We start from the raw sequence: 14,819 nt of genomic DNA on the forward strand, positions 1-14,819 counted from the left end.
CTGTGCCACGTGCTCTCTCCGCCGTTCTGGACTTCGATCCTATGGGGACCGCTGTCCGAGAACTTCGGGGCGCCTCATACCTCCCTGCTCGAGCGAAGCCGAGAGCTTGGGGGCGGGCGCACCAGACCCCGCGTCTCCGGCATGATCCGCCGGACCGGCCCTAGTAGGGTCGGGGACTGGCGCGGTGGCTTTCACTCTGTTTCCAGCCCTCGCCGCTTCAAGCCGTACGTGCGGTTCTCCCGCATACGGCTTTGGGTGCAGATTTTGTGAGGGTGGCTCGTTGGGGTGATTCGCAGGGGTTCGGGATGTGCTGGTGTGGGGCGGTCCCTACCACCGGCCGGGTGAGCCGGCCGTGGGTGCGGGCACCGGGTGAGGCGGGGTGGTGTGGTGCCGTCGTTGATGGCCGCCTTGGATGCCGGAGAGAGTGAATGCCGGGCCAGGGTCGCGGAGTTGCGCAAGCAGATCGCAGAGCTCCGAAGCGGTGTCCCAGGCGGAAGCCGAACTGTCCCGGCTGCAGATCACGCGGGAGACGGTGAAGCAGGTGTCGGCCGACGGTCTGGTTGCCACGCGTGATGCCTCGGTGCCGGCGGCGTCCGGTCCGGTCGATGTTGCCTCGGCGCGTTGGCCGCCGAGGCCGCGGGCGATGTGACGATGATGTCGCCGGACTATCAGCGGATCATCGCGCTGTTCGCGACGTCGGGGTCGGTGTGGCGGTGCAAAGAGGTGTGCGTGGAGCTGGGGCTGGAGAGCGAGGCCCGTCACGTGGAGGGCATGCGCTCGAAGCTGAAGCGCCTGCTGGAGCGGGGATCCTGGCCGAGACCGCGCCGGGGCTGTTCAGGGTGGACGGACGGGAGTTGGGCTCGTGAGCGCCGCCCTGGAGACCGGCCCTCTGGCGGTGGCCGAGATCGCGTTCGCCACGTCCCGTGGGCTGTTCGAGCAGGTCGCTACGGATCTGACGTCGCCGGATGTCGCCGCGTTGACACATTCAGGGCTGGAGGACCTGCTCGCGGCGCGGATAAGGCCCACCATGCGCGGGACACCACCTTCGCCGAGGACGCCTCCCGCGTCCACAGCGGCAGCCCGCCCCGGGCCATGGCCGCCCTGCGTAACCTCGCCCTCGGCGCACTCCGCCACCACGCCCGCGACCCCCGCCGACCGATCATCACACTCGGCATCGCATGATCAAACCAGACAGATCGTTAGAACGACGCAGCCCTGGGGCCCATATCCGCCAGATTTGAGCCCGGTGCAAGACTTACGGGGCTTTACACGGGTTCCTCTCCGTACGCCTTCTGGCCTTGCTTGCCGAACCCGACGCGTCTGGCAGTACCGCGCCGTCCCGGCGTTGTCAGGGCTGCTTTCCGTCCTCACCGGCGTTCCCCTGCTCGGACTCCTCAGCTTCTACCCGGCCGCTGCGACGGCCCGGCGGTAGAGGTCTCACACCTCCACTCGGTCACATGGTGCCTCGTGGCGCACCCAGCCGTTCTTACGGCCGACCGGGCCCAGCAGACCCTGCGCGTAGTCCCGCATCCGCCGCCGCGGCTCGACCCTCGAAAACCTGCCGCCGACCCGAAGGAAGAGGTCCTCAAGTTCAGCCGCCCATGGCCCAGTTCCAAGATCCTCGATCACGCTCGGACCCTGCCCGCCATCAGTGGCCCGCTCGCACAAACCCACCCTTCGGATGAGACATCCGCCAACCCCGAACCTGACCCGGCATCAGCTCACTACACTCAAAATCAGACCCCTGACCAGCAGGAATAGCGAAACGCTGCTGGAGTACTAGGCGCTCATCCCCGCCCCGGACCGCTTGCGCTCCAGCAGATCGACGCCGAGTTCGCGCTCCAGGTTCCGTACGGTCTCGCTCAGCGCGGGCTGGGAGAGATGGAACTCCTCGGCGGCCCGGCGCAACGAGCCGAGCCGGGTGTCCGCCGCGATGTATTCCAGCTGCTCTTTCGCACCGGAGCAGAGTGCGACCGGCGACGCGACCGGTTCAAGTGTTGCCCTGTCACGCCTCCGTGAAATTCGGCGGTCCGGGATACGAGACCGGTCGGTCGTTCCTTGACGGTCAGGACCGGTGGCTGCCACGATCGACGACATGAAGACACGACTGGACCTCACGCGGCGACGTCACGTCGATCTCGCGCGTGTCTCCAGCGCCTTCTGTTGTCGCGAAGCCTGACGATCCCGACGGTAGGGTCCCCTTCGCACGGACGAGCCCACCCCCGGTGATTTCTTCCCGGACGTGTGCGCCGCTGCGTTTTCCCTACCTGTCGCACCCACCCCTTTCCCCGCCTGAATTCCCTGTGAATTACCGGGCCTGCATTCGTCATGCCGTCGTTCCGCACACCAGGAGCATTCCGTCACTACCACGAGGAGGTCGAGTACTTCGGCCGCCGGGTGCTGCCCCTCGTACGAGAACTGGAGTCCGGGCTGCCGGACACCGAACCCGAGTCCGTCCCCGCACACGCCTGACACCCACCGCGCACTCCGCTTACGAAAGAGGGCTCATGGCCACCGTCCTGTCCGTCTCCGGCAGCCCGTCCGTCTCCTCCCGCACCGCCAAACTCTTGCGCCACCTGGACACCCGGCTCGCCGCACAGGGGCACCAGGTGATCCCGCTCGACGTCCGCACGATCCCCGCGGAGGCGTTGCTCGGCGCCGACTTCCAGCACCCCGCCATCGTCGAGGCCACCGAACTCTTCGCCCGCGCCGACGGCGTGGTCATCGGCACCCCCGTGTACAAGGCCGCCTACTCCGGAGTACTCAAAGCCCTGCTCGACCTGCTCCCGCAGTACGCGCTCACCGGAAAGACCGTGCTGCCGCTGGCCACCGGAGGCACCACCGCGCATGTCCTCGCACTCGACTACGCCCTGCGTCCGGTGCTCAACTCCATGGGCGCCGCGCATATAGTCCAGGGCTGGTTCACCCTCGACAAGGACATCACCACAGGCGAGGACGGCGGCATCACCGTGGCGTCGGCTACCGCCGAGGCTCTCACCCAGGTGGTCGACCAGTTCTCGGCGGCCCTGCGCCGCACGCCCCTGCTGGCCGCGGCGGGCTGACACCGTGTCCGCCAAAGTGATCGCCGACAATGTCGAGGCCCTGGCCGTCGCCGCCGCGCTCGCCGACGAGCTCCGCGCCGGGGCCTCGGCGCGGGACGCCGAACGGCGCCTGCCAGCTCGAATTTCCGCCACGGGCCGGGAAGCAAACAGAGCTCACTCCCACTCACCAGAGCGCACCACAACGCAGTAAAGCGACAGCAGTTCCCGACCCTCCCGCACCGACAGCCCCACGATCGGAGAACGCCGCCGTGTCCCTCACCTTCCACTGGTTCCTTCCCACCAACGGCGACAGCCGCCATGTCGTCGGCGGCGGCCACGGCACCCCGGCCACCGCCTCCGGCCGGGACCGGCCGCCGACGGTCGCTTATCTGAGCCAGATCGCCCGCGCCGCCGAGGACCTGGGCTTCGTGGGCGCGCTCACCCCCACCGGCGCGTGGTGCGAGGACGCGTGGCTGACCACCGCGATGGTCTCGCAACACAGCGAGCGCCTGAAGTTCCTGGTGGCCTTCCGGCCGGGCTTCGTCTCACCCACGCTCGCCGCGCAGATGGCGTCCACCTTCCAGCGGCAGACCGGTGGCCGACTGCTGCTCAACGTGGTCACCGGCGGCGAGAGCCACGAGCAGCGCGCCTACGGCGACTTCCTCGACAAGGACGCCCGATACCGCCGTACCGGCGAATTCCTGCACATCGTCCGGGAGTTGTGGGAGGGCAGGACCGTCGACCTGTCCGGCGAACACCTCCGGGTCGAGGACGCCAGGCTGGCCCGGGTCCCCGACCCGATCCCCGAGGTCTACTTCGGCGGCTCCTCACCCATAGCCGGCGAGGTCGCCGCACGTCACGTGGACGTCTACCTCACCTGGGGCGAGCCGCCGGCCCAGGTTGCCCAGAAGATCGCCTGGATCCGCGGGCTGGCGGCGAAGGAAGGGCGAACCCTGCGCTTCGGCATCCGGCTGCACGTCATCACCCGCGACACCTCCGCGCAGGCCTGGGCCGAGGCGCAGAAGCTGCTGGACGGCTTCGACCCCGAGACCGTGAAGTCCGTCCAGGCCGGGCTGGCCCGCAGTGAGTCGGAGGGCCAGCAGCGCATGCTCGCGCTGCACGGCGGCAGCGCGGGCGGGCTGGAGATCCACCCGAACCTGTGGGCCGGGATCGGTCTGGTCCGCGGTGGCGCGGGCACGGCCCTGGTCGGCAGCCACGACGAGGTCGCCGAACTCATCACCGAGTATCACCGCCTGGGCATCGACGAGTTCGTCCTCTCCGGCTACCCGCACCTGGAGGAGGCGTACTGGTTCGGTGAGGGTGTCCTGCCGCGACTCGCCGCGCGGGGGTTGTGGCGGCACCCGTTCGCGACGTCGCCCGCGCTCGCGTCGCAGGTGCCCTTCGCGAGCTGAGCGAGCCGACCGAGCCGACCGAGCGGGCTGAGCGGCCGACCGAGCCGAGCGAGTCGACCGGGCTGGCTGAGCGGCCGACCGTGCCGGCTGAGCAGGCCGAGCCCGACTCGGCCGACCAAGCGGGATCAGCCGAGTGAGCCAAGCGACTCCAGGTGCGCCCGGCGCACCTTGGCCGTCTGCCCCTGGACCAGCAGGAACATGCCCTCGCGCGCCAGTCGCTGCGCCGGGCTGCCCAGGTCCATCGCCCGCCCGCCACCGGCCACGACCGCCGCGGTCGTGGCCGCGCGCAGGATGTCGTACGCCCGCGTCTTGCACACCAACCGTTCCTCGATCCGCTCGGTGGGCACCGGGTGGTCGGCCAGCGCGTACGCCTGCCGTCTGACCTCGTCGAGTCGGGCGCGCAGGGCACGCGCGGTCTCCTTGGCCGCGGGATCACCGTCCAGCAGGTCGAGGGCCGAGGCGGTGACTCCGAAGACGGCCGGTGAGGCGTTGGTGTTCTTGGGGCGGTCGGTGGCCGCCCAGGTCTCGTACGGCGTCCGCAGCGCCACCGCGTCGTCGGGCAGCCACAGGCCGTCCAGCTCCAGCGACACGGTCCGGGAGGCGGTGAGCGCGGCGAGCCGCATCGGCGGGGAGGGCCGCAGACCGGGCTGCTCGCGTGCCTCGGTGAACGCGAACAGTGCCTCGTCGGTGTCCGTCACCCCGGCCAGCAGCATCATGTCGTTCAGACCCCAGCCCGTGTACCAGGGCACCGTCCCGTCGAAGCGCCAGCCGCCCCGCGCGCGCGTGACCCGGACCGGGACGCGTGGATACGCCCGCAGCTGGGCGTAGGCGACCCCGGACAGCAGCTCCCCGCTCGCCAGCGGGCCCAACAACCGCTCCCGCACGAGCAGTTCGCTCTTGGCCAGGGTCAGCACCGGCGTGTGGTGCTGCGTCTGGACGAACCAGGTCGAGCAGCAGGCCCCGGCCAGGATCTCGGCGGTCTCCCGGGCCACCGAGGCGGGCGCGGCCGACCCGCCGTACTCGACCGGCGCGCTCACCCCGAGCAGCCCCGACCGTTTGATCGCCTCGATGCTGCTCGCCGGCACGCCCTCCTGGTCCACGAGCTCCGCCCGGGGCGCCAGTACCTCGGCTGCCAGCTGCCGGGCGCGGGTGACGAGCGGGTGGGGTGGGGTGGTCATGGGAGGAGTATCCCGTTGTCGTCGTGGCGCGTGTGGATCCGGCGCGCGCCCGTCGAGGTGAGCCCGCGCCGTCACACGCTGAGCGCCTCCCGCACGGACCGCTCGGCGTCCTGCCCGCCCGCGCCGGACGACGTGACCCGCCCGGCCTCCAGGACGAAGTACCGCTGCGCCGCCCGCATCGCGAAGCCGACGTGCTGCTCGACCAGGAGCACCGAGAGGCCACCGCGGGCGGCCAGGGCGAGGATCGTCTCCTCGATCTCGGCCACGACGGAGGGCTGGATGCCCTCGGTGGGCTCGTCGAGAAGCAGGACCCGAGGTTCCGTCACCAGGGCTCGGGCAATGGCGAGTTGCTGGCGCTGACCGCCGGAGAGCAGGCCCGCGCGCCGCCCCGACAGGGCGCGCAGCGCGGGGAACAGGTCCAGCGCCTCGGCGGTCGCCTCCTTGCCGCGTCGCCGTCCGTCCGCGACCAGTTGGAGGTTCTCGGCGGTCGTGAGGTGCGGGAAGGCCTGCTGGCCCTGTGGGACGTAGGCCATGCCGCGCGCCACCCGCTCATGCGGCTTGCGGCGGGTGATGTCCTCGCCATCGAGGCGGACACGGCCGCTCTGCGGCGTGAGCAGTCCGACGGCGGCCCGCAGCAGCGTGCTCTTGCCCGCCCCGTTGTGTCCGAGCACGGCCGCCACGCCGTCGCGCGGGACCTCGACGGACACTCCGTGCAGGACGGAGCTGCGGTGGTAGCCGACGTGTACGTCGTCGATCTCCAGCATCACGCCTCCTGCACGGCGGTCGGTTGTACGGCGGTCGGTTGTACGGCAGTCGGTTCGGGCGCGGTCGTCGTCGTGTCGTCGGTCTCCGTCGTGTCGTCGGTGGCCGCGTGCCCCAGATACACCTCCTGCACCTTCGGATCCGCCTGCACCTCCGCCACTGTCCCCTCGCTCAGCACCTTGCCCGCGTGCAACACGCTGACGCTGCGCGCGAAGGAGCGCATGAAGTCCATGTCGTGCTCGATGACGACCACGGTCCGGTCCTCGCTGATGCGCCGCAACAGCTCGCCGGTGGCCTGCCGTTCGTCGTGGCTCATGCCCGCCACCGGCTCGTCGAGCAGCAACAGCCGTACGTCCTGCACCAGCAGCATGCCGATCTCCAGCCACTGCTTCTGGCCGTGCGCGAGGGTCCCGGCGGGGGAGTCGGCGAGATCGGCGAGCCCGACCGTCTCCAGTGCCTTCGCGACGGACCCCGGCACGTCCTTGCGGCGGCGCAGCATGGTCCACACGCCCCGGCCCGCGCCCGCCGCGATGTCCAAGTTCTGAAGGACCGTCAGTTCCTCGAAGACGGTGGCCGTCTGGAACGTACGCCCGATCCCCGACCGGGCGATCCGGTGCACGCTCCGCCCGAGCAGCTCATCGCCGCCGAAGCGCACCGAGCCCGCCGCTTTCGCCAGGCCGGTGACGGCGTCGACGAGGGTCGTCTTGCCGGCGCCGTTCGGCCCGATGAGGAACCGCAGATCGCCGGGCCGCACGTCGAGGTCCACCCCGTCCACGGCGGTGAATCCGTCGAAGGACACGCGGAGTTGCCGTATCTCCAGTCCTGATGGCTCGCTCATGCTGCTTCTCCCACGGGAAGTGCGGCCGTCGGCTGCCTGCCGGTCCGCCACCGTCGTACGACCCCGGTCAGCGAGGCGAGACCGCCCGGCAGGAACGCCAGCGCCACGATGAACAGCAGCCCCTGGAAGTAGGTCCAGGCCGCCGGGAACTCCTCCGACAGTGCGGTCTTGGCCCAGGCCACGGCGACCGCGCCGAGCACCGCGCCCACCAGGCTCGCCCGGCCGCCCACCGCCGCGCCGATGACGAACTCGATGGACGGCACGATGCCGATCATCGCGGGCGAGATGATGCCGACGGCCGGTACGAACAGCGCGCCCGCCAGCCCCGCCATGCCGGCGGCCACGACGTACGCGACGAGCTTGACGTTCGCCGGGTTGTACCCGAGGAAGCGCACCCGCTCCTCCGAGTCCCGTACGGCGACGAGGAGTTCGCCGAATCGGCTGTGAATCAGCTGGCGGGCGAGGGCGATCAGGGCCAGCAGGCACGCGGCGATGATGAAGTAGACCATCCGCTGGTTGACGGGGTCGTCCAGGTCGTAGCCGAAGAAGCCCATGATGTCGGTGAGTCCGTTGGTGCCACCGGTGGTGGCCTGCTGGCCGATCAGCCAGATCGCGAAGGCCGCGGCGAGTGCCTGGCTGAGGATCGCGAAGTAGGCACCCTTGACCCGGCGCCGGAAAATGAACGAACCCAGGATCGCGGCAACGGCCATCGGCAGCAGCACGGTCGCGGCCAGCGCGAACACGGGGTTCGCGAACGGCTTCCACCACCAAGGGAGTTCGGTGGCGGTGCCGTAGAGCGCCATGAAGTCGGGGAGGTTGCCCGGCCCGGCGTCGGTGATCTTCAGATGCATCGCCATCGCGTAGCCGCCGAGCCCGAAGAAGACACCCTGGCCCAGTGTCAGCAGGCCACCACGTCCCCAGGCCAGGCAGATGCCGACGGCGACCATGGCCGTGCACAGGTATTTGGCGAGCAGCCCGAGCCGGAAGTCGGAGAGGGCGAGCGGGGCGACGGCGAACAGCAGGACGGCGGCCCCCACGAAACCCGCCGCTGCCCGTGCCGACCGGCCTTTCAGAAGGGTCAACCGGCCTTTCAGAAGGGTCATACGAGACTCCTCGTACGCAGTGTGTACAGCCCCTGGGGCCGCCACTGGAGGAACGCGACGATGGCCACGAGGACCAGCACCTTCGCGACGCTGACGGTGGTGGAGTACTCGAGGACGGACTGCAGCACGCCCAGCACGAAGGCGACGATCACACTGCCCTTGAGTTGCCCGATGCCGCCGACCACGATCACCAGGAAGGCGTCGATGATGACGTTGGTGCCCATCGTGGGCCCGATCGGACCGACCAGGGTCAGCGCGACCCCGGCGACTCCGGCGAGGCCGGACCCGAGGAAGAACGCGGTGCGGTCGACGCGGCCGGTGGAGATGCCGGACACCTCGGCGAGGTCCCGGTTCTGCACGACGGCGCGGATACGCCGCCCCAGCGGGGTCAGCCGCAGGGTGAGGGAGAGGGCGACCACCGCGGCGATCGCCAATCCCAGGATGAACAGGCGGCTGTTGGCGAAGGTGAGCGGGTCGTCGCCGCCGATGACGGTGATGTTCCCGGTGAGTACATCGGGCGCACGGGTCTGCACATTGGGTGCGCCGAAAATGTCACGGGCGAGTTGCTGAAGCATCAGTGAGACGCCCCATGTGACGAGAAGTGTGTCGAGTGGCCGGAGATAAAGGCGGCGAATGAGCAGCCATTCCAGCAGCGCGCCGAGCGCCCCCGACACGAGAAAGGCGACGGGCAGCGCGACCAGGAGCGAAAATCCCGCGCTGGAAATGGACTTCTGGAGGACATAGGTGGTGTAGGCGCCGGCCATGATGAACTCGCCGTGGGCCATGTTGATGACATTCATCTGGCCGAAGGTGAGCGAGAGGCCGAGCGCGATGAGCAGCAGAACGGCACCGATGCTGATGCCGGTGAACGTCTGCCCGAGGATCACGGTCATGCGGCGACTCCGGGGAGGCGGGACGCGGGGGCCGCTTCGCGAAGGGCCCCCGCGCGCGGGTGATCAGGAGAGGCCGGAGGCCCAGTCGTACCCCTTCAGGTACGGGTCCGGCTTGATCGGCTTGCCGGAGTCCCAGACCTGCTCGATCAGCCCGTCGGAGCCGATCTTGCCGATGCGGGCGGTCTTGTAGATGTGCTGGCTCGCACCGTCCACGGTGACCTTGCCCTCGGGCGCGTCGAAGGTGATCCCGTCGGAGGCCGCCTTGACCTTCTCGGGGTCGAACGACTTCGCCTTCTCGACCATCGCCTTCCACAGGTAGACCGAGGTGTACGCGGCCTCCATCGGGTCACTGGTCGGCTTGTCCTGGCCGTACTCGGCCTTGTACGCCTTCACGAACTTGGCGTTCGCGGCGCCCGCGGTGGTCTGGTAGTAGTTCCACGCCGTCAACTGGCCCGCCAGGTACTGCGCTCCGATCGACTTGACCTCCTCCTCGGCGATCGACACCGAGACGACCGGCATGCCCGTGGCGGTCAGGCCCGCGGACTTGTACTCCTTGAAGAAGGCCACGTTCGAGTCGCCGTTGAGGGTGTTGAAGACCGCGTCCGCCTTCGATGCCTTCACCTTGTTGGCGATCGTGCTGAACTCGGTGGAACCCAGCGGCGCGTAGTCCTCGCCGAGCACCGTCATGCCGTTGGCCTTGGCGTACGCCCTGATCTCCTTGTTGGCGGTGCGCGGGAAGACGTAGTCGCTGCCGACCAGGTAGATCTTCTTCTTGCCCTGGCTCTTGAGGTAGTCGAGGGCCGGGATGATCTGCTGGTTGGTGGTCGCGCCTGTGTAGAAGATGTACGGGGACTCCTCGAGCCCCTCGTACTGCACGGGGTAGAACAGCAGCGACTTGTTCTTCTCGAAGACCGGCTTGACGGCCTTGCGGCTCGCGGAGGTCCAGCAGCCGAAGGTGGCCGCGACCCGGTCCTCGCTGATGAGCTTCTGCGCCTTCTCGGCGAAGGTCGGCCAGTCGGAGGCGCCGTCCTCGCTGACCGGCTTGATCTTCTTGCCGAGCACCCCGCCCGAGGCGTTGATCTCTTCGATCGCCAGCTTCAGCGAGTCGCGTACGGTCACCTCGCTGATCGCCATCGTGCCGGAGAGCGAGTTGAGCAGTCCGACCTTGACGGTGTCGCCGCTCACGTCCGCCTCTGCGGCCTTGTCGGACGTACCGCCCGCGTCGGTCTTGGCACCGCACGCGGAGAGCGCGACGACCGCCGTGAGCGCCGCCGTGCCGGCCATCAGTCGGCGTCGGAGAATATTGGAACCGCTGGAACCGCTGGAACCGCTGGACAAAAGAACCCCCTCGGGCTGTGGAGGAGACGACCTCCTGAAGTGCGGTCCACAGCCTCAAGTCGCCCTGTTTCCAAAGCGTTTCAGGATACTTTCCCGGCGGTATCTTCCCGCTCTCATGGGGCATTCGCTCGGCGTTCTCAGGGCAACAAAAAATGCCCGGGGCTGAATTCGGAACCTGGATTCACAAATTGCCCGAGGCATTCTAGTTACTTCCTGTGGGAAGTATCTTGGTGCGGCAGCGAGCATGTCAAGAGGGGGAATCGTGAAGATCGAGTTCGGCGACCACGTCGAAGTCCACCCCGTCCGCACACGCCAGATAGATCCGCTGCCGTACGTGGCTGCCGCGCAGGTGGAGCAGCCCGCGCGGTCCCTCGTACGACACGGTGTCGGCCGCCGCTCCGATCGCCGACACCTCGAGCGTCCCGGCCCGGGAGATGAGCGCGGCGAGCAACAGGACGCCCTCGTAACAGGATTCGCCGAGACTTCCCAGGGCCGGCGCCTCGATCCCGTACCTCCTGGTGTACTGGCCGTGGAAGTCGAGGGTGTCCTGATTCGCGAGCGAGGCGAAGAAACCCGCGGTGCTGTAGAGGTCCGACGTGGTGCTCGGCCCGCTGGCCATCAACATGTTCTCGTCCATCAGCGTGCTGAGCCGAAGGCACCGCTCGTCCAGCCCGGCCGCCGCGAACGCCCGGTTGAAGCGCACCGCGTCACTGCCCACGAGCAGCATCAGGACGGCGTCCGCGTCCGACCGTTCGATGCGGCGCAGTACCCCGTCGAAGTCGTGCGTGCCGAGCGGCAGATAGGCCTGACCGCAGACCCCGCCCCCGAACTCGCGGGCGTAACCACCCGCCGCGCGGGCGGTCCGGCGGGGCCACACATAGTCGTTGCCCACGACGAACCAGCGGCGCACCCCGCGTTCGTGCGTCAACAGGCCCATCGCGGGACGAAGTTGGTCACGTGGCGTCTCGCTGGTGAGGAAGACTCCGGCGGTGTGCTCGCCGCCTTCGTAGAGCGCGGTGTAGACGTAGGGGACCCGATGCGCGATCCTCGGCGCCAGCGCCTGCCGCACGGAGGAGATGTGCCAGCCAGTGACGCCCTGGACGACGCCCAGGTCCACCAGTGCCTCGACGTGGTCGGCGATGTCGCGCGGCGGGGCGCCGCCGTCGACGGGCAGCAGCCGCAGCTCCTTGCCGAGGACGCCGCCCGCGCGATTGACCTCCTCCGCGGCCAGTTGCGCGCACAGTTCGCACGTGGGCCCGAAGATGCCCGCCGGGCCCTGGAGGGGAAAGACGAGCGCCACGCTGAGCACGGAGTCGTCGGCCGTGAACCAGTCGAGCGGAGGGGGATGGCTCCGGAACATGGCGTCATGATTTCGGGTCCCCCCGGTGAACTCCAGTCCGTCTCATACGATGGGTGCACCTCGTGACCAAGGAGCAGGATGGGTAGCCGATCCCCGCGTCAGTCTCACGACCTGGTGCAGCTCTTGACGCGGGCCGAGCGGCTGGCTGCGCGCCGCCTCCAGGCCGTCCTGGACGAGGACGGCTGCTCGCTCGATGCCTGGCGGGTGCTGGCCCTGCTCTCCGACGGCGAGGGGCACCACATGACGGCCGTCGCCGAGGCCGCCTTCCTGCCGCCCGCGACACTGACCAAGCTCGTGGACCAGCTCGTCGACCAGAACCTCGTGCATCGCCGCGTCGACCCGCTCGACCGGCGCCGCATCCTGGCCCACCTCACCCCGCGCGGCCAGACGTACTGGCGCCGCCTCGACCGCGAGGTCCGTGGCCGGTGGCCGGTGCTGAGTGACGGCGACGACGAACTGCTGCGGGCCCTGCTGGGCCGTCTGGTGGACACGCTCGAGTCGGTCGACGCGGAGTCCGCTCTCTGAGACGCTCATCTCGCGGACAGCAGGTCCCCAATAAATTCCGGGCAGGGGAAAAAGGTTGGTATATGCATCCAGCTGGCCCTGGCGGCCCGCCGCCGACATCGCGGTCCCGCCTGGAGAAGCCGCTCGGCTGAGGCGGGCCGTCCCGATGGTGCCCCTGGCAGGTCGACGACCGGTCAGGGGCACCGCGATGTCCGCCAACCGCCTTCGGGTGTCCGGCACTTGGCTGCCAACGTTGTCAGGTCTGACTGGTCTACACCCTTGACTGGTACATACCAAAGGGGTTGAGTGTGCCTTCACACCCCCCACCACGGCCGCCCCCGACGCCGTGGCCGGCCCCGCCGGCACGTGCGCTCAAGGCTCCGCTCCGCGCTGCCCTTGTCCGGGTGCGGCCGTGCTCCGCAAAGGAGTTGACCTGTGTCACCTGTGTCGAGGCGCCCCTTCTCCGCAGTCCTGACCGTACTCGCCCTCGCGGCCGCCACCCCGGTGCTCCTGCCGGCCTCCGACGCGTCCGCCGCGGCCTGTTCGAGCTATCCCAGCTGGGTCGCGGGAAGGTCGTACGTCACTGGCAACATCGTCCGCTACACCGACGGCAAGGCCTACATCGCCGAGCACGACAACCCGGGCTACGACCCCATCATCAGCACCTGGTACTGGGAGCCGTACGCCTGCGACGGCGGCTCCACGAATCCGTCCGACGGCTTCGTGGTCAGCGAGGCGCAGTTCAACCAGATGTTCCCGAACCGGAATTCCTTCTACACCTACAGCGGGCTGAGGGCGGCGATGAGTGCCTATCCGGCGTTCGCCAACACCGGCAGCGACACCGTGAAGAAGCAGGAAGCCGCCGCCTTCCTCGCCAACGTCAACCACGAAACCGGCGGTCTGGTGTACATCGTGGAGCAGAACACCGCCAACTACCCGACCTACTGCGACTGGAGCCAACCCTACGGCTGCCCGGCCGGCCAGTCCGCGTACTACGGCCGCGGTCCGATCCAGCTCAGCTGGAACTTCAACTACAAGGCCGCGGGCGACGCGCTCGGCATCGACCTCCTCAACAACCCCTACCTGGTGCAGAACGACGCCTCCGTGGCCTGGAAGACCGGCCTGTGGTACTGGAACACACAGTCGGGCCCCGGCACGATGACGGGTCACAACGCCATGGTCAACGGCGCGGGATTCGGTCAGACGATCCGCAGCATCAACGGCTCCCTGGAGTGCGACGGCAAGAACCCGGCGCAGGTGCAGAGCCGGGTGGACGCGTATCAGCGGTTCGTCCAGATTCTCGGGACCACGGCGGGCGGCAATCTCTACTGCTGACCACAACGAACGGTCGTCCAAGCGGAATTCAAGGGCCAGGAGGAATCCGTAGGCCCTGTGCGAAACTGCCGCGATGACCTCAGAGACGAGCACCGCGGCAGCCGCCGGCACCTGGAACTTCGGAGATCTCACCGTCAACCGCATCGGTTTCGGCGCGATGCGGTTGACGGGCAGCGCGGCGTTCCACCTGGGCACGGCGAGCGACCGTGACCGGTCGATCGCCGTGCTGCGGCGCGCGATCGAGCTGGGCGTCAACCACATCGACACCGCCGCCTTCTACTTCTCGGCGCTGCGTTCCGCGAACGAGCTGATCAACAGCGCGCTTCGCCCGTACGCGGACGACTTGGTGATCGTCACGAAGGTCGGCCCGTACCGGGACTACGCGGGGGAGTGGGGTGCCGCCGCCCGGCCCGACCAGCGGCGTTCCCACGTCGAGGAGAATCTGCGCCAGCTCGGCCGGGATCACCTCGACGTGGTGAATCTGCGCCGGATGCGGCAGGACTCCATCGCCGAGCACTTCGGCGCGCTCGCCGAACTGCGCGAGGCGGGCCTGATCCGGCACCTCGGCATCTCCGACGTCGCACCCAAGCACCTGGCGGAGGCACAGGCGATCGCCCCCGTGGTGTGTGTGCAGAACCAGTACGGGCTCGGCGCCCCGGACCCCGAGACGGACGAGCTCCTGCGGATGTGCGGGGAACAGGGCGTCGCGTTCGTCCCGTTCTTCGCGATCGCGGGCAAGGGCGGCGCGCGGGGTCCGCGCGGCACGGACGACGACGAGGTACTCGCCGTCGCGCGTGCGCAGGGCGCGACGCCCGCGCAGGTCCGCCTGGCGTGGACGCTGGGTCGGGGCCCGCACGTGCTCGCCATCCCCGGCACCGGGAACCCGGACCACTTGGCCGAGAACGTCGCCGCGGGCGCGCTCCGGCTCACCGACGCCGAGATGGCCCGCCTCGACGCGCTGCACCTGCGGGGCGAGTGAGGTTCGTGTGCGCGCCGTCGGCTGCGGTTGCCCTGCGCGCAGCCCCGGCACTCCGGCGCCGCGCCCGCCGACCCGG

13 protein-coding genes and 4 pseudogenes are annotated in these 14,819 nt (G+C 69.2%); 8 read left to right on the forward strand and 9 right to left on the reverse strand.

Going from position 1 to position 14,819, the window contains the following annotated elements; all coding sequences use genetic code 11:
- Positions 1–1,476: 1,476 nt before the first annotated feature.
- Both ACX28W_RS28820 and ACX28W_RS28825 read right to left on the reverse strand, forming a co-directional pair.
- Positions 1,477–1,626, reverse strand: a pseudogene (locus ACX28W_RS28820) (IS701 family transposase); the annotation flags it as partial.
- A gap of 156 nt (positions 1,627–1,782) precedes the next feature.
- A pseudogene (locus tag ACX28W_RS28825) lies at positions 1,783–1,944 on the reverse strand (helix-turn-helix domain-containing protein); the annotation flags it as partial.
- Between the two features lie 151 nt (positions 1,945–2,095).
- On the opposite strand from ACX28W_RS28825, the gene ACX28W_RS28830 reads away from it, so the two are divergent.
- From ACX28W_RS28830 to ACX28W_RS28850, 5 genes and pseudogenes are all read left to right on the forward strand, one after another.
- Positions 2,096–2,179 (forward strand): putative leader peptide, encoded by an 84-nt coding sequence (locus tag ACX28W_RS28830; protein WP_459002706.1) that lies wholly within the window; start codon positions 2,096–2,098, stop codon positions 2,177–2,179.
- A gap of 176 nt (positions 2,180–2,355) precedes the next feature.
- A pseudogene (locus ACX28W_RS28835) lies at positions 2,356–2,472 on the forward strand (dimethylsulfone monooxygenase SfnG); the annotation flags it as partial.
- 35 nt (positions 2,473–2,507) lie between these two features.
- Positions 2,508–3,062, forward strand: coding sequence for an NADPH-dependent FMN reductase (gene ssuE, locus ACX28W_RS28840; RefSeq protein WP_459002579.1), 555 nt, complete (start codon positions 2,508–2,510; stop codon positions 3,060–3,062).
- Between the two features lie 4 nt (positions 3,063–3,066).
- Positions 3,067–3,198 (forward strand): annotated as a pseudogene (locus ACX28W_RS28845) (SfnB family sulfur acquisition oxidoreductase); the annotation flags it as partial.
- A gap of 112 nt (positions 3,199–3,310) precedes the next feature.
- Positions 3,311–4,453 carry an LLM class flavin-dependent oxidoreductase gene (locus ACX28W_RS28850; RefSeq protein ID WP_459002580.1) on the forward strand — a complete coding sequence of 381 codons (1,143 nt, stop codon included), beginning with the start codon at positions 3,311–3,313 and terminating at the stop codon, positions 4,451–4,453.
- Positions 4,454–4,578: 125 nt separating this feature from the next.
- Here ACX28W_RS28850 and ACX28W_RS28855 read toward each other — a convergent pair whose 3' ends face one another.
- From ACX28W_RS28855 to ACX28W_RS28885, 7 genes are all read right to left on the reverse strand, one after another.
- Complete coding sequence (locus ACX28W_RS28855; RefSeq protein WP_459002582.1) at positions 4,579–5,631, reverse strand: acyl-CoA dehydrogenase family protein; 1,053 nt, start codon at positions 5,629–5,631, stop codon at positions 4,579–4,581.
- 71 nt (positions 5,632–5,702) lie between these two features.
- Entirely contained in the window at positions 5,703–6,395 is a 693-nt protein-coding gene (urtE, locus tag ACX28W_RS28860; protein WP_459002583.1) for an urea ABC transporter ATP-binding subunit UrtE, read from the reverse strand.
- Positions 6,395–7,231, reverse strand: a complete 837-nt coding sequence (gene urtD / locus ACX28W_RS28865; protein ID WP_459002585.1) for an urea ABC transporter ATP-binding protein UrtD — start codon at positions 7,229–7,231, stop codon at positions 6,395–6,397. Before urtD ends, urtE begins: the two co-directional genes overlap by 1 nt.
- Positions 7,228–8,334 (reverse strand): urea ABC transporter permease subunit UrtC, encoded by a 1,107-nt coding sequence (gene urtC, locus ACX28W_RS28870; RefSeq protein ID WP_459002587.1) that lies wholly within the window; start codon positions 8,332–8,334, stop codon positions 7,228–7,230. Before urtC ends, urtD begins: the two co-directional genes overlap by 4 nt.
- Complete coding sequence (gene urtB, locus ACX28W_RS28875; protein WP_459002588.1) at positions 8,331–9,227, reverse strand: urea ABC transporter permease subunit UrtB; 897 nt, start codon at positions 9,225–9,227, stop codon at positions 8,331–8,333. Before urtB ends, urtC begins: the two co-directional genes overlap by 4 nt.
- A 63-nt stretch (positions 9,228–9,290) precedes the next feature.
- Positions 9,291–10,511 carry an urea ABC transporter substrate-binding protein gene (gene urtA / locus ACX28W_RS28880; protein ID WP_459002590.1) on the reverse strand — a complete coding sequence of 407 codons (1,221 nt, stop codon included), beginning with the start codon at positions 10,509–10,511 and terminating at the stop codon, positions 9,291–9,293.
- A gap of 301 nt (positions 10,512–10,812) precedes the next feature.
- On the reverse strand, positions 10,813–11,925 hold the full coding sequence (locus tag ACX28W_RS28885; protein WP_459002592.1) for a substrate-binding domain-containing protein: 1,113 nt from the start codon (positions 11,923–11,925) through the stop codon (positions 10,813–10,815).
- A 78-nt stretch (positions 11,926–12,003) separates the two neighbouring features.
- On the opposite strand from ACX28W_RS28885, the gene ACX28W_RS28890 reads away from it, so the two are divergent.
- The 3 genes from ACX28W_RS28890 (at position 12,004) to ACX28W_RS28900 (ending at position 14,743) form a co-directional block, all read left to right on the forward strand.
- Positions 12,004–12,450 (forward strand): MarR family winged helix-turn-helix transcriptional regulator, encoded by a 447-nt coding sequence (locus ACX28W_RS28890; protein ID WP_459002594.1) that lies wholly within the window; start codon positions 12,004–12,006, stop codon positions 12,448–12,450.
- Positions 12,451–12,873: 423 nt separating this feature from the next.
- Positions 12,874–13,764, forward strand: a complete 891-nt coding sequence (locus tag ACX28W_RS28895; RefSeq protein ID WP_459002707.1) for a glycoside hydrolase family 19 protein — start codon at positions 12,874–12,876, stop codon at positions 13,762–13,764.
- Positions 13,765–13,837: 73 nt separating this feature from the next.
- A complete protein-coding gene (locus tag ACX28W_RS28900; RefSeq protein ID WP_459002596.1) occupies positions 13,838–14,743 on the forward strand; it encodes an oxidoreductase in 906 nt (301 codons plus the stop codon).
- Positions 14,744–14,819 lie beyond the last annotated feature (76 nt).

This window comes from Streptomyces sp. SD15 (genome assembly GCF_054462255.1).